This is a genomic window from Nakamurella panacisegetis, from assembly GCF_900104535.1.
GTDB lineage: Bacteria > Actinomycetota > Actinomycetes > Mycobacteriales > Nakamurellaceae > Nakamurella > Nakamurella panacisegetis.
The window spans coordinates 1,223,734-1,247,090 of the sequence record NZ_LT629710.1 but is presented as its reverse complement, the minus strand read 5'-3'; the positions used below and the strand labels follow the sequence as shown (position 1 = coordinate 1,247,090).

The following is a 23,357-nucleotide window of genomic DNA, read 5'->3' as shown; positions in this document are numbered from 1 at the left end:
AGGCGGTCCGGCTGTTCATTGAGGGCACGCCGCTGCGGGTGATCGCCGAGCGGGTCGGCTACGAATCGAAGGCCGGCGTCTCAAGAGCGATCAAGTCCGTCCTCGATCGCAGCGATAGCGACGAGGCCGACGCTCTCCGATCCGCGCATGCGGAACGGATCGGCATGGGGTACCGGACAGTGCTCGAGGTGATCAACAGGCAGCACCCGGCGCCAACGATCCCGGCGGCCATGGACGCAGTCGAGGGGGCGAAGTGGGTTGATCGAGTGGCTGCTGCGCTGGAGGACCGCGCCGAGCTCCGACTGCGGGCGGTTGACCGGCTCGTCCGCCTCCTGGAGCGCGAGGCGCGCTTGCACGGGCTGGACGCCCCGGTCCGTGTTCAAGCCGACGGCGACACCTCGATCAGTGTCGTCTTCAGCCAGGCGCTCAACCCAATGGTCAAGGAGCTCGAGGCGTGAGGTTCATCCAGATGCAGCACGACTCCATTGGCACCGTGCTGATCAACCCCGCACAGGTCGCGTCGATCACCGAGAAAGCGGGGGAGACCGGGTGCACGGTTCGCCTCAGCGACGGGTCGGTCTACACGTCCCACGGGTCGGCGGCCGAATTCGCGGATCTCGTCGTGACTGCGTCGTCGACCCCGGCTCACCCGCGACCGATGGCCAGCCCCTGAACCCAGGGTGTCCATCGCGGCGGACACACTTATCAAAAAGGGTCCATTCCAGTACGAAACCGTGGTCACCGACCGTGATCACGACGGACGAAGGGAACCGCTCCGGCGCAACTCAGTCAACAGACGCCTGGGACCAGACGTCGCGGTCACCGGGCCACCTTTTTCGTGACGCCACGAAAATCGCAGATCGAGAGCGTAGCCGCCGTTTTTGGGGTCAACCCCGAGAAGGGTGTCGGGCGATGACCGAACCGGAAGCCCCCGAGCGTGGCCCGTTGCCCGTGTACATGATGCTCGGCGAGGACGTCTTCTGTCGGGCGTGCTCGACATGAACCGCATCACCGAGGACGGCACGCGGTTCGCGTTCATCCTCACCACGATCTGCCACGACCCCGCGGTCGTCGACGTCGTCATCGGGCGGGTCATGGCCCATCACAGCAAGCAGGAGTTCGGGTACGTCTTCGTATCGGCGCTGTCTGTGATGACCCGGCACCCTCTCGCAGACGCGGTTGCAGCGATCAAAGCGGCGACGGGCCGCGACATTCAGCAGGAAGCTCAAGGACAACTCGACGCGCAGTCGCGATAGAGACGTTAGAAGCGACCGATCGCTCCTTGCGGGCTAGATGCGGCGCGCCAAGCGATGAAGCTCGCGGTGGGAGTCCTTGTCCGGGTAGCGTCACGTTCATGGCGTTCGAGGTTTTCGATAAGCGACTTACTCCGTTGGCGAAGGCACCCATCATCACGATCCAGATGAGGGGCATCTTCTCCATGAATCGCGCTGCCTACGCGCTGATGGACAGTCCATCGCACGTGGAGCTGCTCTATGACAAGGACGACCAAGTCATTGGAATCCGCGGTGTAGACGATGACGTACCACACGGGTACGAGGTGCGGGCACAAACCAGGGACAAGGTCTCCGGACCAGTGATCATCGCAGGAACTGCATTCACGCAGTACTACAAGATCGACACCTCAGTCTCGAGGCGCTGGACCCCAACGGTCGAGAACGGCATCCTGCGCATAGATCTGAAAGAGCCCGGGGTAGCGATCAAGGGCAATCGAACTGCTCAGGCAAGCAGTGGAGATGAGCAAGAATCTTGATCACTCGCGCAGTAGGCGGCCCGGTCAGCAACATCGCTGGCCGGGCCGTGGGCCTGCGCATACACGGTTCGGCGGACAAGAAGCGCGAACCCCGTGAGCGGCGGTGGCGCATTTGAGTGCGTACGCGTTCGTCGATGAGACGTTCCGTGATTGGCATCCTTCACAACCCCGAGAGCTGGGCTACTACCAACTGACCGGCGCGGTGCTCAATCAGGCGGCGTTTGCTGCATGTCGCAACGGCATTGCAAAGATTGCTCCGGGAGGCTTTCATGCGACCGAGCTTGTGCACCAGGGCCGCGAGTCCGTTGTAGAGACGATGCTGGAACACATCGCAGGCACGGTGGATTGCACTCTGATTACGCTGACCACTGACTCGCAGCGTAAGCTCGAGCCGTCACGGCAGCGGTGCTTAGAGGAACTACTCGTTCAGCTGCATGCGAAGACCGTCACGCTGGTGATCGCCGATAGTCGCGAGGCCATTGGACCAGACCCTGAGGTTCATAACCGGCGGGATGTCCGGACGTTCAATAAGCTCCAGCGCGCTGGCGCGATCCATGCTCAGATGCGCTTGCGGCACCAGCACGACAGCCACGAGTCGCTTCTATGCGTGCCCGATGCAGTGGGATGGGCGTTCCGTCAGAACGTTCTCAGAGGGAACGCTCGCTACTGGGACGTGGTCAAGGCGCAGTCCACGGTCTTCCAGGTGTAAAAAAGCCCCAGATACGCAACAAGGCCAGCGTCCCCGCGGGGTTCTCGCTGGCCCCTGACTTAGGCTCTCCGTTCAGTCCCAGTCAGTGTTGCTTGGTCCCACTATAGCAGCGGTGCTGCGTTGGGCAACACCTACTGCCCTCGATTGCGTCACGTTAGCCGCCGCTACTTGCCCGCCTCTTAACGCCTCCGGCTACTGCGCATCGTAGCCGCGTCCTGCCTGTGGACCGTGCCTCGTGGCATTCTGATCTGCATGGATGCAGCTCCGAATCGTTCTGCTATAGAAGTTGCCCGTGATGCTCTTGCAGCGGTCGAGAAGCAGAACATCGCCATGTCCCCGGAAGCAGTGGCAAGGGTGCGCGGGGCCGTCCAAGCTCTGGACTGGGTCCTTGGATGCGGCCCAGCACCATCAGCGGTCGGCGGCTAGCGCGATAGCGCGGCAGCCAGCTGGGTACCAACGGCCCTTACCCGTTGGGGTAGCCACCTTGTCATCGTTCAGCGCGGCCGCGATCTTCGGCCAGGAGTTACCCGCGGCGCGCGCGGTAGTAATCCGATCGACGACGGCGGACGCGACGGCCGTTGGCCGGCCGAGACGAACGCCGTCGGCCTTCTTCTTCGCCAGCACCTCACGTGTGCGCATCGAGATCAGCTCCCGCTCATACTGCGCCGCCGACGCTAGAACGTTGGCCGTGAATCGTCCGGCCGGGTCGGACAGGTCGAGCGCGGGGGACAGCAGAACCAGGTTCCAGCCTTTGCGGCCAGCGCGGTCGACTAGGCCGGCGAAGTCCGCGACTGATCGGGAGATCCGGTCGAGGCGGATGGCCATGAGAACATCGGCGTCGCCGGCGTCGAGGCGGTTCAGCGCTCCGGTCAGGCCCGGGCGGTCCAGGTTCTTGGCCGAGACGCCTTCGTCGGCGACCACCTCGCATTCCCATCCGCGCCGTTCGGCCTCGGCGATGAGAGTGGCGCGTTGAGCGTCGAGGCTGGCCCCGTATTCGACCTGGTCCGCGGTGGATACTCGGACGTAGACGAGGGCGAGCGGTCGGGTGCGGGAGGATTTCCTGCGTGTGGCCATGCCCTTATCATAATACAAACGTGGGTATTTGATAAGGTGGTCGGGTGAAGACGACAGGACTGGTCGACTCCCGCACCGGCCGCCCGACCGTCGCACGACTGTGCCCCAGCTGCGTCCGCCGCTTCGCCCGCATCGTCCGCGACGACTGCCCCATCTGCGCCGGCACCGGCATGCTCGTCCTCGGCTCCACACCCGTCGAGCTCCATGGCCAATCCGTCGTATCCCTGGCCATCGGGATCGCCCTCGAAGCCCAAGCCCGCCACGATCTCGCCCAACCGGACATGGACCTCGGCGCCGCTCGGATCAACCAGAGCACCATGGTGCAGCGGATCCGCGACATCGGCCTGCTGGCTCCGCTCCCCGGTGAGGCTGGTCGGACGACGAAGCTGAAGGTCCGGTCGGGTAGGTCGGGTCCGCGGCGCCGACCGCAGGCGAAGGCGCCTCGCGGAGGGGAGTGGGTGGTAGACGACTGGCTGCCTTCGCCGATCATCGACGGGTTCACCTGCGGCGCGTTCATCACCCACAGCGTTCCCGAACGGGAGTGGGCGTGCCGAGACGACCCGCAGCAACTGCTGCTCTGGTGAGGTCCTGCGACACGCCGACGGTCCACCTCTTGCATTCAAACGTCCTACATGGTTCTTCCCATGAGAGCAGCAGAGGGTCGACGGGAACCGGAGACGGTTACGGTTGCTGTCCGGTTTCCGAAGTCGGTTGCTGACCGGATCGACGCTGACGCGGCAGCCCACCTCAGCTCGAGGTCGCAGCGGGTGCGGCAGTTCGTCATGGCCGGCCTCAGCCGCGAAGATCGGGAATCGGCGTGACCTCGCCAGGGGTCCAGAACTTGGTGATCCGCATGGTCGTCGCCGACGCGAACCTGGCGGCCGCGGAGATCGGGAAGGTCAACGAGTCGTTCGTTGCCACCGGTGCCGCGGCCACCGAAGGCGCTGCCCGGACCAACGCTGCCCTCGGGACTACAAACGTGGCGTTGTCGGAGACCGCGGCTCGGGCCGCTGCCACCGGCGAGGCAAACGCCACCGCCGCGGCGGTCGCATCAGGGGCATGGACCCGCACCAGCGAAGTGGTCGCCGGCACCGGAACTGCCGCTGTCGCCGCTGGACGACGGTTCACGGAAGCCACCGAGCTGATGAAGCCGCTCCTGGGGATGGTCGCCCTGTTCGGTGCCGTGTCCTTCTTCGGCGGCATGATCGACGAGGCCAAGGACGGTGCTCTCGGGATCCGTCTCGTGCGGCAGGAGTTCGGTGCTGCGTCGGAAGAGGTCCTCAAGTTCGGGGAGAACGCCGCGCATGCCTTCGGTATGTCCGCGTCAGAGACCGACAAGATGACCGTCAAATTCGGTCAGTACCTGACCTCGATGAGGCTCGGCTCCCGCAAGGACCTCGCCGACATGTCGGAGACCCTCACCGAAATCACAGCCAACGTGGCTCGCTACAACGGCGTGACCACGGATGAAGCTGCGACGAACATCCAGATGGGCCTACGCGGTATCGGGCGGGGGTTGAAGGCCTACGGCATCACCTTGGATTCGGCTGCCCTGTCTCAGGCCGCCCTCGATCACCACCTGAAGGATGCCAGCGACCCGATGGCGAAGTACTACGCCCTGGTCGATCAGACGACCAAGCAGATGGGCGCCATGGACAAGGCGCAGGGGTCGCTGAGTCTGTCCCAAGGGCAGGCGAAGGCCGCGGTGCACAACTTGCAGGACGAGATGGGGCAGAAGCTCCTCCCGATCCTCGGCGCCGCCGCGAACATCATCGGCAACTCGATCGTGCCGATGTTCACGGCGATGTTCTCCGTCGTCAAACCGGTCCTGGGGATCTTCACGCTGCTGCCGCAACCGGTGCAGATCTTTGTGACTGCCGGCCTGGCCATGCTGGCGCTCAAGGGTCCGCTCATCGCGATGCTGACCGGTCTGTCGGACCGGTTCTACCTGATGGCGGCCAGTGGCGCGGCGGCGAAGATCGGGATGAGCGGGGCACTCGAGGGCGCCTCGAAGTTCACAGGTTTTCTCGCCGGCCCGTGGGGGTTGGCCATCGGCGCCGGGATTATCGCGCTCACCTCGTTCTTCTCGTCGACGTCGGACAACACGAAGCAGACCACCGACTTCTCCAACGCAATCGACGAGAACACCGGACTCCTGCTGGCCAACGCGTCCGCGCTGTCCCAGGACAGCATCGCGAAGGCCGGTACCGGCGACATCATCGAGAAGCTGGGCATCTCGACGAAGGACTACGCCGACGCGCTGACCGGCGGGTCGGATAAGCAGGAGCAGTTCCGGCAGCGGATCGTCAAAACCTTCGAGGCGATGTCCTCCGACGGTGCGATGAAGACGATGGAGGCGACGGCGAAGCAGAACGGCCTCACCGTCGACCAGGTCGCCGAGTCATACCTCAAGGGCACCAACAGCATCCGGAACAACTACGACGCCACGAACAAGGCCCGCGAGGCCTACCAGGCGTTCAACTCCGACGCCGACTCGTTGGCCACCACCCTCAAGCACGAGGCGCAGGCCCACGAGACGAACACCGACGCGATGAGCGACAGCCTCGACATGCAGGACCGCGACAAACTGTCCGCGCTGGACCTGACCCGGACCCTGGGGAACATGGCTGACCAGACCCTCCCCGCGGTCACGGAGAAGGTCAACACGTTGCGGCTCGGCTGGTCCAGCATGGACGACCAGGTCAACACCGTCATCGCGACCCTTGATCGACTGGCTGGCCGGGACGCGCCGCTCGAGCAGGCCATCGGCAACATGTACAAGGCGCTGAAGGCGCAGGCGGACCAGTTCAAATTGGGTCAGCAGGGCGCTGTGCAGCTGGACCCGAGCAAGCTGTACAACCCGGACGGCACGATCAACCAGCGCTCCACGGCTGGGCAGAACCTGTACTCCACGCTGACCAACGATCAGCAAGGGATCGTCGCTGCCGGCACCGCCGCGTACGACCAGACCTATGCGAAGACCCACGATCTCACTCAGGTGCGGGCCGCAGCGAACAAGGTCGTCGCCGAGGGCTACCAGTTGGAGGAGAAGAACCTCACCGCCCTCCTCGGGTCGAAGAAAGCCGCCGACGACCTGCAGAAGACATACGGGCACATGCCCGAGACGGTCGTGACCACGATCATTATGATGACGAACCAGGCCGACGCTGCCCTCACTGCGCTCGGCGGGAAGGTCGCAGCGGTCACCGGAACCGAGAACCCACTGACCGGCGCTACGTCTGGGAGCACCCCCACAGGGACGATCACCGCAAATGCCGGTGGTCGAGTCGACACGCTGGCCTCGTCGACCTACAGCGAGCAGGTACCCACCGGCGCTGCTGGTGTCGGCGCGGCTACCGCTACGTCGGGATCAACCGCCGGTGAACAGATCCCGTCTGCTGCCTCCGGTTCGAAATGGTCCCCGTCCGTCGAGCGGTGGCGCGGCGCAGGTCTCACGGCTCTATCTGTCATGGGGCTGCCCGCCTCGGACATTGACGGTGTGCTGCGGCGGATCAACTACGAGTCATCCGGCAACGACAAGGCCATCAACCTGTGGGACAGCAACGCGAAGAAAGGCACCCCATCGGAAGGGCTGGTGCAGGTCATCCAGCCGACCTTCGACGCGTATTCCGTCGCGCCATACAACAAGAACATCTGGGACCCGGTGTCGAACATCGTCGCCGGCCTGAGTTGGTCCAGGGCCCACTACGGACCAGCGGGACTGATCAACAACGGTTTCTTCGGATCAGGTCCATATGACGAGGGCGGCTGGCTCATGCCGAACGACGTCGCCGTGTCGAGGTTGTCGACGCCCGAGCCGATCCTGTCGACCGCCCAGTGGAAGATCGCGGAGCAGTCGATCCAGCACACCGTGAATAGCAGTCAGGGCAGCGGGAAATCCGTGGTTTTCCAGGCCGGGGCATTCGTGTTCCATGGCGTCCCCGACGCCACAACACAAGATGCCTTCCGCGAGCAGATGCGCCGGGTCGCCACGGAAGAGTTCGAGAGGGCGAAATGAGCACGGTCACCATCCCGAACGTCGAGCTCGTCTCCATCGGCAACTGGAACGCATCCAAAGGCGACGGCAACGTCACCCGCGACGACATCGCCTCGATGGCCGCAGCCTTCGAGGATCACCTTGTCGACCGGCCGGCGATCACCATCGGATTCGGCGCTGACTCGCCCAGCCACGACGGCGGCCCCGCATTCGGATGGGTCGAACGCATCCGGGTGTCCAACGACGGGCAAACGTTGCTCGGTGACCTCGTCGGAGTACCCCAGAAGCTCGGCGACGCGATACCGACAGCGCTCCGTCGCCGATCGATCCAGATGTCCTGGGGCGCCCGCACCCCCGCGGGGAAGGTGTACCCGGCCGTCTTGATGGGAGTCACGCTCCTGGGGACAACGGCGCCCCCGATCACACGCCTATCGGATGTAGCAGCCCTCTACTCCGGCGGTGTCGCATCCAGTGCCTCGGCCGTCTTCATCGAACAAGCACCGAACGGAGCAACCATGAACCAGCCCACACACACCTCTTTCGCAGCGGCACCGGTCAACCACACCGTCGTACCCCAGTACACCGTCTACGGGTCCGACCGACCAGTGACGCCCGAAGCCGCAGCCTTCGCGGCGGCCAACCGCGCCGCCGTCGAAGCCGCCGCTCAGCAGGCAGCCGCAGACCGGGTGCGCGTCGAAGCCGGCATGCGCGGTCTCGGTCTCACGCCCGCCAGCGAGCGCAACCGCTGGTAGCCCAGCAAGCTGGCCTGCGCCTATCAAGGCCTCCTGTGACCGCACAGGCGTAGGCAACGGGTTGCCGGCCGGGAGGTGGAAGCCCCGGCCGGCACCCAACCCTCATTTCGGACCCACCTCGACCACAGACAGGCGGCACTATGGCCACGAAGACCCTGACCCGCTCCACCCTCGGTGACGAAGCCAGAGCGACGGTCGCCGCCGCGGCGACCGTTGTCGACCAACTGAACGCGGCGGCGCAGCCCTACATCGACGCTCACCAGGCGCTGCTGCAGCGGATCGCCGATGGTGACGACACCGTCAAGGCGGACGAGATCATCGTCGCGGAAGCGGCGCGCAATCGTTCCGTCCGAGATCTGCCGGCCGCCAGAATTGCGTTGGCCGAAGCCGAGGGTGCCGTCGCCGACGCTGATCAGGCGGACGAGCTGGCCAACCTCGAGGCCGAGGCGAGGGAGTACGCGCGCACCCGCCCGGACAAGCACCTGTCCCAACTCCGAGCCAACATCACCGCGGCGCAAGAGGCACTGCTGCAGGCCGAACAGGCCCACGTCTCCAAGGCCATCGACATCGGGCGTCGTCTCAAAGCCGCCGGCTTTCCCGTCCGTCTCGACCGCGACCGAGACGCAGAACCGGGCGTCGGATGGATCGGACAACCGATCGGCCCGTTCGACGAAGTCCACGGGTTCACCGTCGACGACGTCAGCCTGGCGACCTATGGCGGCCACGCCTGATACACGACGCAAGCAGATGCGAAATCGGCCATCAGCTGCTCCGGCCCGTGTCGAGCTGGTGAGGAAGGTGGGTGGCTACCGCGGCGTTCCATGAGTCATGATGAGCCGGAGGTGGCGGCAGGATGAACTCGGGTATTGCTTTGCCAGCTCGATCCTTGCCTCGTGATCGTTTCCGCCAGCAGGGATAGTGACCTGTGCATTGCAGCCATGGTCCTGGCAGTGGTAGGTGTCACCCTCCGGGTGGTGCAGTTGGTGTGCCTCGTACTTCTTCACTGTTGGTCCTTCCTGCGTCGTTGCCGGGGAAAGCAGTATGCGGCCGACTCGCTTGTCTGCCCCGGACGCGCCACACCAAGGCAGCGGTGGGCGTCCCTTGGCGATCGACATCGAGGCAAACATCGGTTGGCTAGCCCCTCGGGGCAAAGTTGGACCCCCGGAGGGCCACAGTGTCGGCATTCGTCCAGCCCACGGATGCCGAGGGTCGTGGAGGTCCTGCACTCACTTTCTGGGTAGGGGTCTCGTCCACGACTGTTGGACATCGGTACGGCTCTCCCGGCGGTACCAGGTCACCGTGATCTTGTCATCCACGGTCGCGTTCGTTCTCATGGCAAAGAACTGCAGCGCGCTACCGGGTTGGACGTCCTGTGGCGTGCGGTCTATCCGGTTCACCAGATCTGACGAGGCGAAGAGTTCGGCACCGAACGCTGTCTCATTCGAACCATTTACGAGTGACCAGATCTCGCCGCTCTCATGCTCGAACCGCCAGACCGGCACGTAGTTGGACGCTTGCTCCTCCGCCAAAGCGACAGCCCGCTCGTCGGCGGCAGCCGAACGTTCGGCTGCCGCCGCTGCCCGGTCAGCCGCGACGACTGACGCGCGGGCGGACCGGTTGGAGTTAGCCGCCTGTTTCCAAGCAACTGCCGCGCCGCCAGCAGCCACAACAGCGGCAGCCCAAGCTGCAACGTCACCCCATGCCATCGATTCTCCTCAGCCCTGATCATGGCCCGACACAGCGGGCTCACCGTAGCCGTGAGCCAGGGCAAACCGAACAAGGGGGTGGTCCCGGTGATCACTTCGCGCCTCAGCGCCAAGGTGCGCCTTAGTGGACGCGCCGGGCCGGCGACTTCCTCCAGGAGCAATGCGCGCCCCAGCCACGGTCTAGGCTCGTGCTGGCTACACTCCCGACCATGCCGAACAGGTCCGAGAGTTCCGCGCGGCAGTTGAATGGTCCTGCCATGATCCAGCGGTACATGACGCCCAGGCAGGTCGCTGAGCTCCTCCAGGTCAACGAGAAGACCGTTCGCATCATGGTCCTACGGGGAGAGATCGCTGCTATCCGCCTCCGTGGGCCCAGGTCGGCGATCCGGATCTCGGAAGGAGCTCTTGCCGATTTCCTTTGGTCGCGCCGATCGGCATCGTCGTGACCGCCGGGACCCAGCGTTAACCCAGCGAAATCAACGGATGCCAGCGGAAAGCAACGGATGCGAAGACGCGCAATCGGGCAACGTAAGAGCAGGTCAGAGGGCATGTGTGCCATCCAGCGGAAACCACTGGATGTTGCGATCACTCAACAGAAGGTTGGGGGTTCGAATCCCTACAGGCGCACTCCAGATCCACCTCCCGATCAGGAATCCGACGCCGCGGCTTCTTCGCCGTCTCGTGCGCAGCAGCCGTCAACTCGCTCGGACTGATCCCCGTCACCTGGGTGATGGCATCCAGATCATCCGGTTCGACGCCCCTGGCCCGTCCGCCCCGGCTGGTCTTCCCAACCGCGAACGCGACCTTCGAGGCGCTGATCCGGTTTCGGGCCCGTTCCGAACGCAGCTCCGCGGCCATCACGGCCGCGGTGAATCTTGTCGTGCGCCACCCTCGGCCGGGGTGGGTTGTGAAGAACGCGTGGAACCCCCACACGTCGAACCAGGTCGGCTACTGGTCGCTCCATTTGCATTGAGGTCCGGGATCCGCCGGACTCCAATCGGCCGGTGATCCGCTGATCCATGCGGCGGGAAGTGCAAGCAGTCAACGGGATCTCGGCGGCTTCAGTGCGGGAGACCCAACCCTGCGCGTGTTCATCGAAGACGGCGTCGGCGCGCTGGAGGCGTCCTTCGTACCGGTCGAATCAGGTCCCGGAGATCGCCACTCTCCCAGCGCCAAGGGCATTCTCGCGGTCACGCCGCACACCGCACTGACGCACGTCGGCGGGCTCTTGACCGAGATTCCGGCTCGAGTCCTTCGTCCTGGCCATGAGTGCGGCGATGCGGCCATCCAAGTCGTCGCGCTCTACGCCGCGTCCGCGCCGATGAGGTCGGCCACCTCTGCGGAATACAGCAAGGCGGGGTCGATGGTGGTGGCCCGCAGGTGACCGTCGAGTTCCAGGCTCACCAGGCCGTGCAGCCTGGTCCAGGACGCGATGCCGAGGCGCAACGTCGAGGCCGGTAGCGCGGGCTCGGCGGAGCGGCTGTGCCAGGCGGTCAATTCCGCCGCGAGGGCCGGATTCACCGTCCGGCCGGAGGATTCCCCGCTCTCGGGGAGCTGGCCGAGCGCGGAGAGGAAGACGTTCATGCTGCGCGCCGAAGCGCTGACGACCTCCTTCGACGAAAGGTGGTCGGCGCCCAGCCAGGTGGAGAAGACCAACCGGTAGCAGTGCGGCTTGGCCAGTGCCCAGTTGCGATAGGCGTCCGCCACCGCCTGCACCCGCGCGCCGGCCGACCGGTGCCGACCGGCGGCCGCGGTTTCCATCGTCTGCGCGAGATCCTCATAGGCCTGCACGACCAGCGCGGTGAGCAGGTCGTCCCGGCCGGCGAAATACCGGTACAGCGCGGCGCCCGACACGGCCATCTGCTTGGCGATCGCGTTCATCGACAATGCCGCTACCCCACCCGCCGCGATCTGGCCCAGGCCGATCGCCATGATCTCCTCCCGCGTCTGCTCGCGGTACCGCTCGCGCCGGCTCGGTGTCTGCTCGCTCATCTGGATCAACCTCTCGTTGGCTCTTGACACGATGCTACTACCTAGCGCTAAGTTAGAAGCTATAACCAAGTGAGACATCATCACGAAATCCTTCACTTCCAGCAGAACGGATCCCGACATGACCACGACAGCACCCGCCCCCCAGCTCCTGGAAGTCGACCGGGCCGCACCACCAGACCCACGCCGGTGGAAGGCACTCGCCGTGCTGGCCACGGCCGAGTTCATGGTGGTGCTGGACGCGTCGATCGTGAACATCGCGCTCCCGGACATCGGGAACGGCCTGAAGTTGGGCGGCGGCCGGTTGGCCTGGGTCATCACCGCGTACGTCGTCGCCTTCGGCGCATGGCTGCCGCTCGGTGGGCGGGTGGCGGACCTGCTGGGACGGCGACTGGTCTTCACCGCGGGCATCGGATTGTTCTCCGCTGCGTCGCTGGCCGCCGGGTTCGCTCCGGGAGGCGCCGCGTTGATCGGGGCCAGGGCACTCCAGGGCATGGGTGCTGCGCTAGTGGCTCCGGCTGCCTTGTCCCTGGTGACGAGCACATTCAGGGCGGGCCGGGAACGCACGAAGGGCGCTGAGCATCTGGGGGGCGGTCGCCGCCGGTGTCCTGCTCGGCGGCCTGCTGACCGGCAGCCTGGGCTGGCGTTCGGTGTTCCTGATCAACGTCCCGGTCGGGGTCGCCGTCATCGCACTGGTCCGTCGCACCGTCTCCGAGAGCCGCGCAGAGCGCTCCGGCCGGCTGACGGTTGCGCACTTCGATCTCCCTGGAGCCGCCACCGCCACCGCAGGTCTGGTTGCGGTGGTGGTCGGTCTGAGCCAGGCCACCACCTGGGGATGGGGCTCGCCGCTCACCGTTGGCTCGCTGCTCGCGGGATTCCTCCTGCTGGCCGTCTTCGTCCGTCTGCAGCGCTCCGGCGCCCACCCACTGATCCCGCTGCGGCTGCTGAGGCTGCGCACCGTTGCCGGCGGCAACGCGGTGATGTTCCTGATGGGGATCGCCATGCTCGGACTGTTCTACTTCTTCTCCCTCTACGAGCAGATCGTCCTCGGCTATGGGCCGATCACCGCCGGACTGTCGCAATTGCCCCTCGCCGCGGCGCTGATCCTCGCCGCCGGGTCGGCCGCTCCACTGATCGCCCGGTTCTCGGCTCGGGCGGTGCTGACCGCCGGCCTGCTGGGCGTCGCCGCAGGGCTGGTGTGGTTCGCCCAGGCGCCGACCAACGGCAGCTACCTGATCGACATCCTCGGGCCCTCACTGGTGGTCGGGATCGGTCTCGGCGCAGCCTTCGTACCGGTGACCAGCGTCGCCGTCACCGGTGTACCGGCCCGTGATGCCGGGGTGGCCGGTGGGTTGATCAACACCACCCAGGAGATCGGTGGCGCAGTCGGACTGGCCGCGCTGGCCACTCTGGCGAATTCCCGCACCCAGTCGACCGCTTCGACCCAGAGTGCACTGTCGGCGCTGAACAGTGGCTACTCGGCGGCTTTTCTCGTCGCCGCAGCCGTGGCCGGTATCGCTGCCCTCGTCGCCTTCCTCTCCGTCGGGGGTCGCCGCTGACATCCGCCGACATCCGCCGTACTCGCCGATCTCAGCCGACCACGTCCCCCGCACCATCGCTCGTGCTTCCTGTCCGCACCACCCCTTCCCGAACGGAGAATCACCATGACCACCACCTCGACCTCCACCGCTGCCGTCAGCGGTTCCATCCCCGCTCGCCCGCGACGCTTCCTCATCTCGCTGTGGTCCATCCCGGTGCTGGTGATCGGCCAGTTCGCCATGCTGGCCGTCATTCCGGTCGTGATCGTCCTGCTCGGGGTGCTGCGGGACGCCCGGCTCCGGGCGGTGCGGAGCTGGACCATCGCCCTGGGGGCCGCCTACGCGACACCCCTGGTGATCTGGCTGGTCCGGCCGGACGGCGCGAAGAGCCTGTCCAAGGACATGAGCCCGGTCTTCGTCGTCCTCATCGCTGCGCTGACCGCCATCGTGCTGATCCGGATGCGCGTCAAGAAGGTCTGACTTCGGTACCGGAACCGGGCCCCCCGGATCGGTTTCCCCGTCGCACTGATCAATAGCTCACCATCCCGTATTTCTGATTCCAGAGGAGAATTCTGATGAACCACACCAACAGCCCCATCCTGATCACCGGCGCCACCGGAAGCACCGGTTCCGCCATTGTCGAGAACCTCACTGCCGCCGGTCATCCCGTCCGGGTCATGGTCCGCCGGCCGCCGGTGGCCGGGGTCTTCCCCGCCGCGGTGGACGCCGTCATCGCCGATTTCGACGACCCGAGAACCCTGTCCGCAGCACTACACGGCGTGCGGCGCGCCTACCTGGTCACGCCGTCGTCGGAACGGGCTCAGGAGCAGCAGGTGCAGTTCGCCGACCGGGCCGCAGCGGCCGGCGTCGAGACGCTGGTCGTGCTGTCCCAACTGGGGTCCGAATCGACCTCACCGGTCCGATTCCTCCGTTACCACGCGGCCGTGGAGGAGCACATCCGCAACCTCGGCATCGGTTACACGTTCCTGCGGCCCAACCTGTTCTTCCAGGGATTCCTGGCCTTCGCCGGGCTCATCGCCCAGAACGGGATGTTCTTCGCACCGATCGGCAGCTCCGCCATCAGCGCCATCGACGTCCGGGACATCGCCGCCGTCGCCGCCGCCGCCCTGACCGAAGACGGACACCAAGGCGCCACGTACACCCTGACCGGACCGGCGGCCATCACCCACGAGGAGATCGCCGTGGCCATGAGTGAGGCGCTGGGCCACACCGTCACCTTCGCCGACGCACCCCCGGAGCAGTTCGGTGCGGCACTGGACGGCATCCTGCCGGCCTGGCAGATCCAAGGAACACTGGAGGACTACGCCCACTACAGCCGCGGTGAGGCGGCCTTCGTGTCCACAGCGGTCAACGAGGTCACCGGCCGACCGCCGCGGGACATCGCGCAATTCTGCCGCGACTACGCGGACCATTTCCGACTGCAGTAGTACGGCACACCGATTTGGGCCTACGCCACCAGGCCCAATCTCTGCGTCCGCTTCAGGCACTGCGGCATTTCAACATCTCACCCAACTCGCCATACCGCATCGGTTGCCATAGCATCGCTGCTGTCCGGCCCGGGAACCATGCCCGCGGTCTCCATCATGAATGGGTTGGGGCGCCGTCGTGGGTTGGTCGGTCCCAGTATTCCGTTGGCCGCTCCATTGCACGATACGAGGCAGATGCCCGCCACCCATGAAATCAGGCGGCGGAAGCACGCGTTTCTGCCTTTGCTCTGTCTTCGTTCTCCTTCATTCGAAAGTGCGATCGAGGTCTTCCCTGTGCGGCCGCTAGATCCCTGCGGCTTGGCGGGGGCAGTGAGCCACGAGCTAGGTCCTCCCAGGAGGCCGTGGGTCTCCGCGTCCGACCGCAAGGACCTCTGACGGAGCCGGTGCATCACCCTGATCGCGACCCAATCACGTCCCAAACGGATGAACCTGACGTGCTCGGGTCGCGGTGTTGGCTACTTTCGGATAGCGCTGCGGCTCAGAAATTCAAGCCGAGGAGCGCTTGCGTGCCCGACCAGAACGTGCTGCGGCTTCGGGAGTCCGTGATTGATGCACTGCTCCTCACGCGAGGTAGCCGCTCCTTCGCGAGATCTGGCATGTGAACAGATGGGAAGCTATCTATCTTTGTCGTGCCTTATCGCGTAAACACTGTGTGTGGTCATCCCTCGGCTCCTCCGAGGCCGTTGTGCGTCGTCGAACCTAGAGTCTTGGAGCAGCAGCATGTTTCGTCGCCCGGTGTCACCCGTGCCCGCCTCGACCAGGTCGAGAGGTCTTCGGACCGTCAGGAAGCCGAACCCGCTGGTCCGGGGCTCCCGGCGGTGGCGAAATTCGGCGGTTCTGGTCATCGTGATCGCATTGGTGGCGGTGTTCGCCGGCACGACGGTCGCCTCAGCGGCCACGGTGGCCAAGCACGAGTTGACCGCGAACTGGGCTGACGCTCCGGCCCCGACCGACGCTCCGTACGGCGTCACCCGAACGGCCGAATTCCACCTGAGCACCAACGATGTCAGCGACCCCTTCGCGAATGACCCGGTCTCCAATGTCCGCGCCACCTTGACGGCCACCAATGGGGTCTTCGTGAGCATCCCGGCCGTGTGCAAGACCAAGGGAGTGGTGCCGCTGTCGGCGATCAGCGCCAACGGCACTCAGCTGCTGTGCAACGTCGGCACGATCACGGAAGGGACGGCGTCCGTCATTCAGGCGCCGGTCAAGGCGACGGGAGCGGCGGGGTCCAAACTCTCCGTCTCGGGCACCGCGACATCGGACTCCGCTGTGGCGCCGACCGCGCCCGCGAGTACTCCGGCGCTCCCGATCACCGGTACGCACGGCATGGACCTGGTGCTCAGCGCACCGAACCAGAACTACCAAGGCGCCAACGCTCCGAGCCGCAGTGGCGGAAACCGGTCGACGGTCATCGTTGATTACGGCGTCGCGATGACGGCGGGCAGCGTGGCGGGCCCGGCGACCTACACATTCACCGTCGACATCGCCGTTTCGGTGTCGGGCCAACTCACCGGCCTCCAATGGGAGGGTTGCGCACCGGTCGACAACACGGCGCAGGCCACTGGAATTCCCTACTCCGCATCGACTTTCGCCAACCGAACGAATGTGCCGACCTGCTCCATCAGCGGCAGCGGCACGCACTACACGGTCACTCTGAGCGGTCTGGACTACTCCCTCCAGCACGTGCCGACCGTCGACAGCCTGGGCAACGCGATCCCGTCCACGACGAACTTCGTGGCCGCGGGCAAGCTCACCTTCAGCTACAGCACCCCGATCACGGCCAGTACCGGCGTCACCTTCAGTGCGACACCCAGCCCGTTCACCTTTGCCGACGGTGTCACCCAGGCCGAGACGAACACCGGCAACGACGTCACAGGCACAACAGTTGTCCTGCCGGGTGCCTTTGCCATCAGCTGGCAAGGCGGGCCGACCACCGGTCGCTCGCCCTGGGATGCGAACCTCTGGGCCGCTCCGGGAACGGCCCAGAACCTGACCCTGCCCGTGCCGGGGGCAGGGACCTCGACCAACCCGGGCACCCCCGTGAGCCCTCTGCAACTCCCGCTGGTCAGTTCGGCCGACAGCGTGACGTGGTCCACCTACACCGGGGCGGGCGGTGCCGACATGGCCGGTTCGTGCAGCATGGTGCAGAACCCGGCTGCCTTCACCCCGCGTTACGTGGACACTCTCGCCGCAGACGGCGCCTCCTATTCGAGAATCACGACGGCACACATCTGGTATCGCACCGATGCGATCAACACGAAGACCGAGACCTGCGGTGAGCCGGTCGGTGTGGCCGGCAGCCCCTGGATCGCGGCCCCCTTTCCCGCTGGCTGCGCGACCCAGCCGCTGATCAACGTGGTGTACTCCGACGATCAGTGCCTGGTGAATCTTCCGGCCGGAGTCACCGCGGTGAAGATGACCTGGAACCCCGCAGTGGACCAGCAGACCCACCACATGCTGAGAGTGTGGGGCTACGTTCCGCCCACCGCGCCGATCGGGGCGGAATCGTGGACCGTGGGCGCCTTCAACGCGCCTTTCAACACCGCCACCGTGTTCCCGGGCTACCCGACCCTCAACAACTACATCAACATCAGCACGTCACCGGCAGTCCTGGCCGTCATTCCCGGGAGCACCTACGGCCCGAACACCAACGGCCAGCGCGACGCCATGCGGATCCAGGGGCCGACGGGCGTCATCACCAAGACGACCCCGAGCACGACGGCCACGCCCGGCGTGCCGGTCAGTTACAACCTCACCGCCGAAGCTGATCTCGCCGTTCAGAGCCCGCCGAACCAGACCTTCACCGTCACCGACACCCTGCCGGCCGGCATGACGTACGTTGCCGGCTCGGGCGCACCCACGCCGACCGTGACGACATCGGGCGGTCAGCAGACGCTGACCTGGACTTTCACCAACGTCGCGGCAAACACCCCGCAGCCCATCACCTATCAGGCGCAGACCGCCGCGAACAGCGCAATCGCCCCGGGCACCGTGCTCACCAACACCGCACAGATCGACGTCCCGGGGGACAGCCGGCCGGCCGCGGTCAGGCAGGCGACCGCCAGCGTGACGGTCCCCAGCGGCGGAGCCACGGTCCTTGGCAAGTCCGTCGAGGCCAACGTGTTGTCGTTCTACGGAGACAGTTCCGCCTGGGATCTGGTGATCAATTCACAGGACCCGGTCGACAATCCGTTCACCGACACGATCGACATTCTGCCGAGCAAGTTGGATGGCCGTGGAACGAATGCCGATGGTGGCTATTCGATCACGGGTGTGACGCCGCCGACCGGCGGAACGGTCTACTACACGAGTGATCCCATCTCCTCGTTGTCGAGCGACCCGCGAGCCACCTCCAACGGCGGGACGCCCGGGAGCATCTCCGGAAACACCGTGCACTGGTCGACGACCCCGGTTGCCCATCCGACCGCGATCCGGGTGATCGGTGGTGACCTGGCACCTGGTGCCACGCAGACGATTCGGATCGCATTCTCCACTCCGGCCGGCTCCAGCTGCACCGCTCCGACGGCCTCCGACAACAAGCCGGGACAGGTGTTGGTGAACTCGGCCAGTTCACTCGCCGGGCACACCGCCTTGCCCATGCTCTCGTCGGCCACCACCACAATCGGTGACTGCTACGCGTTGGACCTCAAGAAGTACGTGCTGGCCAAGGGAGGCAACCCGGCGAGCGATCCGACGGCTGCCGGGTCGGACTACCACGACGCGAACTCGGTCGCCGACTTCCAGCAGCACGCGGTCGGTGATTCGGTCCCCTACAAGATCGTGGTCACGAACAAGGGCACCGGCACCCTGACCAACATTCCGGTGTCGGATCCGCTGGTTCCGGGGTGTGACACGACGATTGCCTCCTTGGCGGCCGGCGCCTCCACGACGATCAGTTGTTCCGGCACGGCCGCGGTGGGCACGACGGTGAACACGGCGACGTCGACGATCACTCCGCCGACCGGGCCCACACTGACCGCGACCGACGTGGCCGGAATTGTCGTTCCGGATCCGTTCCATGTGGTGAAGACGGCCAACGTCGGTACCGCGGTGTCGGTGGGCCAGATCATCACCTACACGATCAAGGTCACCGAGCCGACCACGAGTGCGGCGCCGTTCCTGGCCCCGTCCCTTACCGACGACTTGTCGGCCGTCCTGGATGACGCCCAGTATCAGGGCGATGTTTCGGCCAGTTTCGGTACGGCCGTGGTCACCGGCAACACGTTGAAGTGGTCGGCCCCGTCGATCATGCCTGGGCAGAGTGCGACCATCACGTATTCGGTGAAGGTGAACAACCCAGACACCGGTAACAAGGTGCTCACCAACACGGTGGAGACGCCCCCGAATTCCTCGAACTGTCCGTTGAATTCGACGGATCCGGCCTGCTCGGTGACCACCAGCGTGGCGTCCTACACGGTGGCGAAGGCGGCTTCGGCAGCCACGGTGCTGCAGGGCGGCGTCGTCACCTACACGGTGAAGGTCGTCAACACCGGCGCGGTCGAGTATCCGGCCAGCGGGGCCGGGGCCGCGTCGTTCACCGACACTCTGACGGGCGTGAGTGACGACGGCGCCTACGTCGCCGGATCGGCGACCGCCTCGGCCGGTACCGTGAGCGTGACCGGTGGCGTGGTGTCCTGGACCGGTCCGTTGGCCGTGTCGCCCGCCGCCGGATCGAGCGTCACCGTCACCTACCAGGTGAAGGTCGATGCCGCCGATACCGGCGACAAGTTGCTGACCAACAAGGTTGTGCCCGACGGTCCCGGCGGCGTCTGCGCCACCACCGGCGGATGCGCCACCAGCACGATCGTGCAGGTCCCGAAGATCGACCTCGTAAAGACGGCCAACCCGACGACGGTCGACAAGGCCGGTCAAACGGTCACCTACTCCTTCCTGGTGACCAATACCGGCAACGTCACGCTGACCGACGCGGCCGTGGTCGACACCGCATTCTCCGGGACGGGCACCCCGCCGGTGATCACGTGCCCACCGGCGGCGAGCTCGTTGGCCCCCGGAGCCTCGGTGACCTGCACCGCCCCGTACGTGGTGACCCAGGCGGATGTCGATGCCGGAATGGTGACCAATACCGCGACCGCCACCGGGACACCCCCGGCCGGGCCGGCCCCGGTGTCGCCGCCGTCCAGCGCGATTGTCAACATTCCGTTGAAGGCGGCGATCAGCGTCGTGAAATCTGCTGACACCGCTGCGATGAACGCCATCGTGTTGGGCCAGACGGTCACCTACTCGTACGTCGTGACCAACACCGGCAACGTCACGCTGACCGACCCGTCGGTGACCGAAACGGCATTCAGCGGCACCGGTGTCGTTCCCGTGCCAGTGTGCCCGACCGGCGTGACCCTGGCCCCGGGCGCTCAGATGACCTGCACCGCAAGCTACGTGGTGACCCAGGCGGATGTCGACACCGGCACGATCAGCAACACGGCCACGTCAACCGGCACGCCGCCGAGTGGGCCGCCCCCGGTGTCACCGCCGTCGACCGTGGTCGTGCCGGCACCGCCGGCGCCGGCGATCACCCTTGACAAGACGGTCAACCCGACCACGGTCGGCAAAGCCGGTGACACGGTTCTGTACTCGTTCCTGATCACCAACACCGGCAATGTGACGCTGGCGAACGCCACCGTCACGGAACAGAAGTTCTCCGGAACGGGCACGCCTTTGGTGATCACCTGCCCGCCCGCGGCGGACTCCCTGCTACCCGGCGCGTCGGTGACCTGCACCGCTCCGTACACGCTGACCCAGGCGGACGCCGACGCCGGATCGGTGACCAATACCGCGACCGCCACCGGCACTCCGCCCGGCACCACCGAGCCGCCGGTGTCCCCACCCGCGGATGCGATCCTGGCGGTTCCGCCGGCCCCCGCGCTCACCATCGTCAAGTCGGCCGACCCGGTAGTGGTGGCGCACGCCGGCGATACGGTTACCTACTCGTATCTGGTCACCAACACCGGCAACGTCACGTTGCACGCCGTGGGCGTCTCCGAAACAAAGGCACTGTTCTCCGGTACCGGCACACTCCCCGCTCCGACGTGCAACCCCTCGGTTTTGGCGCCGGGTGACTCGGTGACCTGCACCGCCGTCTACACGACGACGCAGGCCGACGTGGACGCCGGTGTCATCACCAACACCGCCGTCGCCCACGGCACGGGGCCGGTCACACCGACCGACCCGAACCCTCAACCGACTGATTCCGGACCCTCCACCGCCGTGGTGACCGCACCGCCCACCCCGGCCATCACCTTGAAGAAGTCGGCCGATCCGGTCACCATTGCCAAGGCCGGCCAGAAGGTCACCTATTCATTCCTGGTCACCAACACCGGCAACGTGACCATGGACAAGGTGGCGGTCTCCGAGGACTCGTTCTCGGGCACCGGAACACCCCTGGTGGTGGTGTGCCCGCAGGGTGCCCTCGCGCCCGGAGAATCTCTGACGTGCACGGCGGGATACGTCGCCACCCAAGCCGACGTCGACGCCGGGTTCATCGAGAACCTCGCGACCGCCCACGCGTCTTCGCCCGGATCGGACACTCCAACCGACTCGAACAGCTCGTCCGCGCTGGTGACGGCTCCGTCGACACCAGGCATCGCCGTCGTGAAGTCGGCTGACCCAGCGGCGCAGAAAGCCATCACCGTCGGCCAGACGGTGACCTACAGCTTCTTGGTCACCAACACCGGCAATGTCACCTTGACGGATGTGACGGTGAACGAGGGCGCCTTCAGCGGGACCGGCTCCATGTCAGCGCCGAACTGCCCGGCCGGCGCGGCGTCGTTGGCGCCCGGACATGCGATCACCTGCACCGCAACGTATGTCGTGACCCAAGCGGATGTTGATGCCGGAAAGATCACCAACACTGCCACTTCCACCGGGACGCCGCCCTGCCTGGTGCAGGTACCGGCGGGGAAGCGGACCGCCGCGGCCCGCGCGGCGGAGGCCGCCGACCAGTCGTGCTCGGCGCCGATCTCGCCGCCGTCGACCGTCACCGTGCCCCAGCCCCCGGCGCCGGCCATCACCCTGGTCAAGTCGGTCACGCCGACGGTGGTGGCTGCAGCCGGTGAGAAGGTCACTTACCGCTTCAGGGTGACCAATACCGGCAACGTCACTCTGCGCACGGTCGGGATTACCGAGACCGCGTTCTCCGGGACCGGGAACCCCCCGGTGATCACCTGCCCGGCCGCGACCTTGGCCCCGGCCGCCACCGAGATCTGCACGGCTCCGTACACCGTCACGCAGGCCGATGTGGACGCCGGGGTGATCACCAACACGGCGACCGCACACGGCACCCAGCCGCCAACGTCCGATGACCCGAGCCCGACACCGACAGATTCCAACCCGTCCAAGGCCGTGGTGACCGCCGAACCCGTACCGGCGATCACAGTGGTCAAGTCGGCGACCCCGACGACCGTCACCGTGGCCGGCGACAAGGTCACCTACTCATTCAAGGTGACGAACACCGGAAATGTGACCCTGCACCAGGTCGGCGTCACCGAGACCGCGTTCTCGGGCACGGGCACTGCGCCCGTGCCGAGCTGCCCGAGCTCAACATTGGCGCCGGGCGCTTCGGAGGTCTGCACCGCGACGTACACGGCGACACAGGCCGACATCGACGCCGGGAAGCTCACCAACACTGCGACGTCACACGGCACGCCGCCGGTGACGCCCGGCGACCCGCATCCGAAGCCGACAACGTCCGAGCCGTCTTCGGCGAAGGTCACCGCCGGTGCTGCCCCATCGATCACGGTGGTCAAGACCGCCGACACCACCACGGTGAGTCGGGTCGGCCAACAGATCACCTACAGCTTCCTGGTCACCAACACCGGGAACGTCACCCTCACCCACGTCACCGTGGACGAGGGAGCGTTCTCGGGAACCGGCACACTGTCGGCGATCAGCTGTCCGAGCGGAACGGCGTCCCTGGCGCCGGCGGCCAAGATCACCTGCACCGCAACCTATCTGACCACTGCCGCTGATCTGGCCGCCGGAACCCTGACCAACACGGCAACCGCAGGCGGCACCCCGCCGGGGAGCACTCCGATCGTGTCCGTCCGGTCCGAGGCCCGGGTTCTCGCGCAGCCGGCGAACCCGCCCCTGGCCTACACGGGCGTTCCGTTGCTGACCGAGATCCTCTGGGCTGCTGCATTCCTCCTGCTCGGAGCGATGGCATTGATCATCGGTCGACGGCGCAAGGTCAGTTAGTCCGCCGGAAGCACAGTCAGAACGAGCGGTGAGGCGAGTCCGTGACCACGGGCTCGCCTCACCGCTGAGCGTCGACGGGGTGTGGTCGCATCCCGGCGTTGC

16 protein-coding genes and 1 pseudogene are annotated in these 23,357 nt (G+C 66.0%); 14 read left to right on the top strand and 3 right to left on the bottom strand.

From position 1 onward, the window contains the following. The first annotated feature begins 38 nt into the window (after positions 1–38). From BLS97_RS05425 to BLS97_RS05405, 5 genes are all read left to right on the top strand, one after another. Positions 39–458 (top strand): hypothetical protein, encoded by a 420-nt coding sequence (locus tag BLS97_RS05425; RefSeq protein ID WP_157695206.1) that lies wholly within the window; start codon positions 39–41, stop codon positions 456–458. After that, positions 455–673, top strand: a complete 219-nt coding sequence (locus BLS97_RS05420; RefSeq protein ID WP_090474927.1) for a hypothetical protein — start codon at positions 455–457, stop codon at positions 671–673. The genes BLS97_RS05425 and BLS97_RS05420 overlap by 4 nt, the downstream gene beginning before the upstream one ends. Positions 674–989: 316 nt before the next feature. Further along, the gene (locus BLS97_RS05415) at positions 990–1,256 is read left to right on the top strand and encodes a hypothetical protein (RefSeq protein ID WP_090474926.1); all 267 of its coding nucleotides are present in this window, start codon (positions 990–992) and stop codon (positions 1,254–1,256) included. 98 nt (positions 1,257–1,354) lie between these two features. Then, on the top strand, positions 1,355–1,771 hold the full coding sequence (locus tag BLS97_RS05410; RefSeq protein ID WP_090474925.1) for a hypothetical protein: 417 nt from the start codon (positions 1,355–1,357) through the stop codon (positions 1,769–1,771). A gap of 112 nt (positions 1,772–1,883) precedes the next feature. Continuing rightward, a complete protein-coding gene (locus BLS97_RS05405; RefSeq protein ID WP_157695205.1) occupies positions 1,884–2,480 on the top strand; it encodes a hypothetical protein in 597 nt (198 codons plus the stop codon). A 408-nt stretch (positions 2,481–2,888) separates the two neighbouring features. Here the strand turns inward: BLS97_RS05405 and BLS97_RS05400 are convergent, their stop codons facing one another. Beyond that, the gene (locus BLS97_RS05400; RefSeq protein WP_090474923.1) at positions 2,889–3,554 is read right to left on the bottom strand and encodes a recombinase family protein; all 666 of its coding nucleotides are present in this window, start codon (positions 3,552–3,554) and stop codon (positions 2,889–2,891) included. Positions 3,555–3,598: 44 nt separating this feature from the next. On the opposite strand from BLS97_RS05400, the gene BLS97_RS05395 reads away from it, so the two are divergent. The 4 genes from BLS97_RS05395 to BLS97_RS05380 all read left to right on the top strand — a co-directional run bounded on the left by BLS97_RS05395 (position 3,599) and on the right by BLS97_RS05380 (position 9,034). Continuing rightward, on the top strand, positions 3,599–4,138 hold the full coding sequence (locus tag BLS97_RS05395) for a hypothetical protein (protein ID WP_090474922.1): 540 nt from the start codon (positions 3,599–3,601) through the stop codon (positions 4,136–4,138). Positions 4,139–4,371: 233 nt separating this feature from the next. Continuing rightward, a complete protein-coding gene (locus BLS97_RS05390; protein WP_090474921.1) occupies positions 4,372–7,572 on the top strand; it encodes a lytic transglycosylase domain-containing protein in 3,201 nt (1,066 codons plus the stop codon). Beyond that, a complete protein-coding gene (locus BLS97_RS05385; protein ID WP_090474920.1) occupies positions 7,569–8,303 on the top strand; it encodes a hypothetical protein in 735 nt (244 codons plus the stop codon). The genes BLS97_RS05390 and BLS97_RS05385 overlap by 4 nt, the downstream gene beginning before the upstream one ends. Positions 8,304–8,443: 140 nt before the next feature. Then, the gene (locus BLS97_RS05380; protein WP_090474919.1) at positions 8,444–9,034 is read left to right on the top strand and encodes a hypothetical protein; all 591 of its coding nucleotides are present in this window, start codon (positions 8,444–8,446) and stop codon (positions 9,032–9,034) included. A 495-nt stretch (positions 9,035–9,529) separates the two neighbouring features. Here the strand turns inward: BLS97_RS05380 and BLS97_RS22680 are convergent, their stop codons facing one another. Then, positions 9,530–10,009, bottom strand: a complete 480-nt coding sequence (locus tag BLS97_RS22680; RefSeq protein WP_157695204.1) for a hypothetical protein — start codon at positions 10,007–10,009, stop codon at positions 9,530–9,532. Positions 10,010–10,218: 209 nt separating this feature from the next. Between BLS97_RS22680 and BLS97_RS24410 the strand changes: the two genes are divergently transcribed. After that, positions 10,219–10,455, top strand: a complete 237-nt coding sequence (locus BLS97_RS24410; protein WP_090474917.1) for a helix-turn-helix domain-containing protein — start codon at positions 10,219–10,221, stop codon at positions 10,453–10,455. Positions 10,456–11,311: 856 nt separating this feature from the next. On the opposite strand, the gene BLS97_RS24340 is transcribed toward BLS97_RS24410, so the two are convergent. Further along, on the bottom strand, positions 11,312–11,941 hold the full coding sequence (locus tag BLS97_RS24340) for a TetR/AcrR family transcriptional regulator (protein ID WP_331710774.1): 630 nt from the start codon (positions 11,939–11,941) through the stop codon (positions 11,312–11,314). A gap of 178 nt (positions 11,942–12,119) precedes the next feature. Here BLS97_RS24340 and BLS97_RS05350 point away from each other — a divergent pair. The 4 genes and pseudogenes from BLS97_RS05350 to BLS97_RS05335 all read left to right on the top strand — a co-directional run bounded on the left by BLS97_RS05350 (position 12,120) and on the right by BLS97_RS05335 (position 23,255). Continuing rightward, positions 12,120–13,557: pseudogene (locus tag BLS97_RS05350) on the top strand (MFS transporter). A gap of 105 nt (positions 13,558–13,662) precedes the next feature. Next, positions 13,663–14,016, top strand: coding sequence for a hypothetical protein (locus BLS97_RS05345; RefSeq protein WP_090474913.1), 354 nt, complete (start codon positions 13,663–13,665; stop codon positions 14,014–14,016). 95 nt (positions 14,017–14,111) lie between these two features. Beyond that, on the top strand, positions 14,112–14,984 hold the full coding sequence (locus tag BLS97_RS05340) for an SDR family oxidoreductase (protein ID WP_090474912.1): 873 nt from the start codon (positions 14,112–14,114) through the stop codon (positions 14,982–14,984). 906 nt (positions 14,985–15,890) lie between these two features. Further along, entirely contained in the window at positions 15,891–23,255 is a 7,365-nt protein-coding gene (locus BLS97_RS05335; RefSeq protein WP_172832221.1) for a DUF7507 domain-containing protein, read from the top strand. The last annotated feature ends 102 nt before the right edge of the window (positions 23,256–23,357 follow it).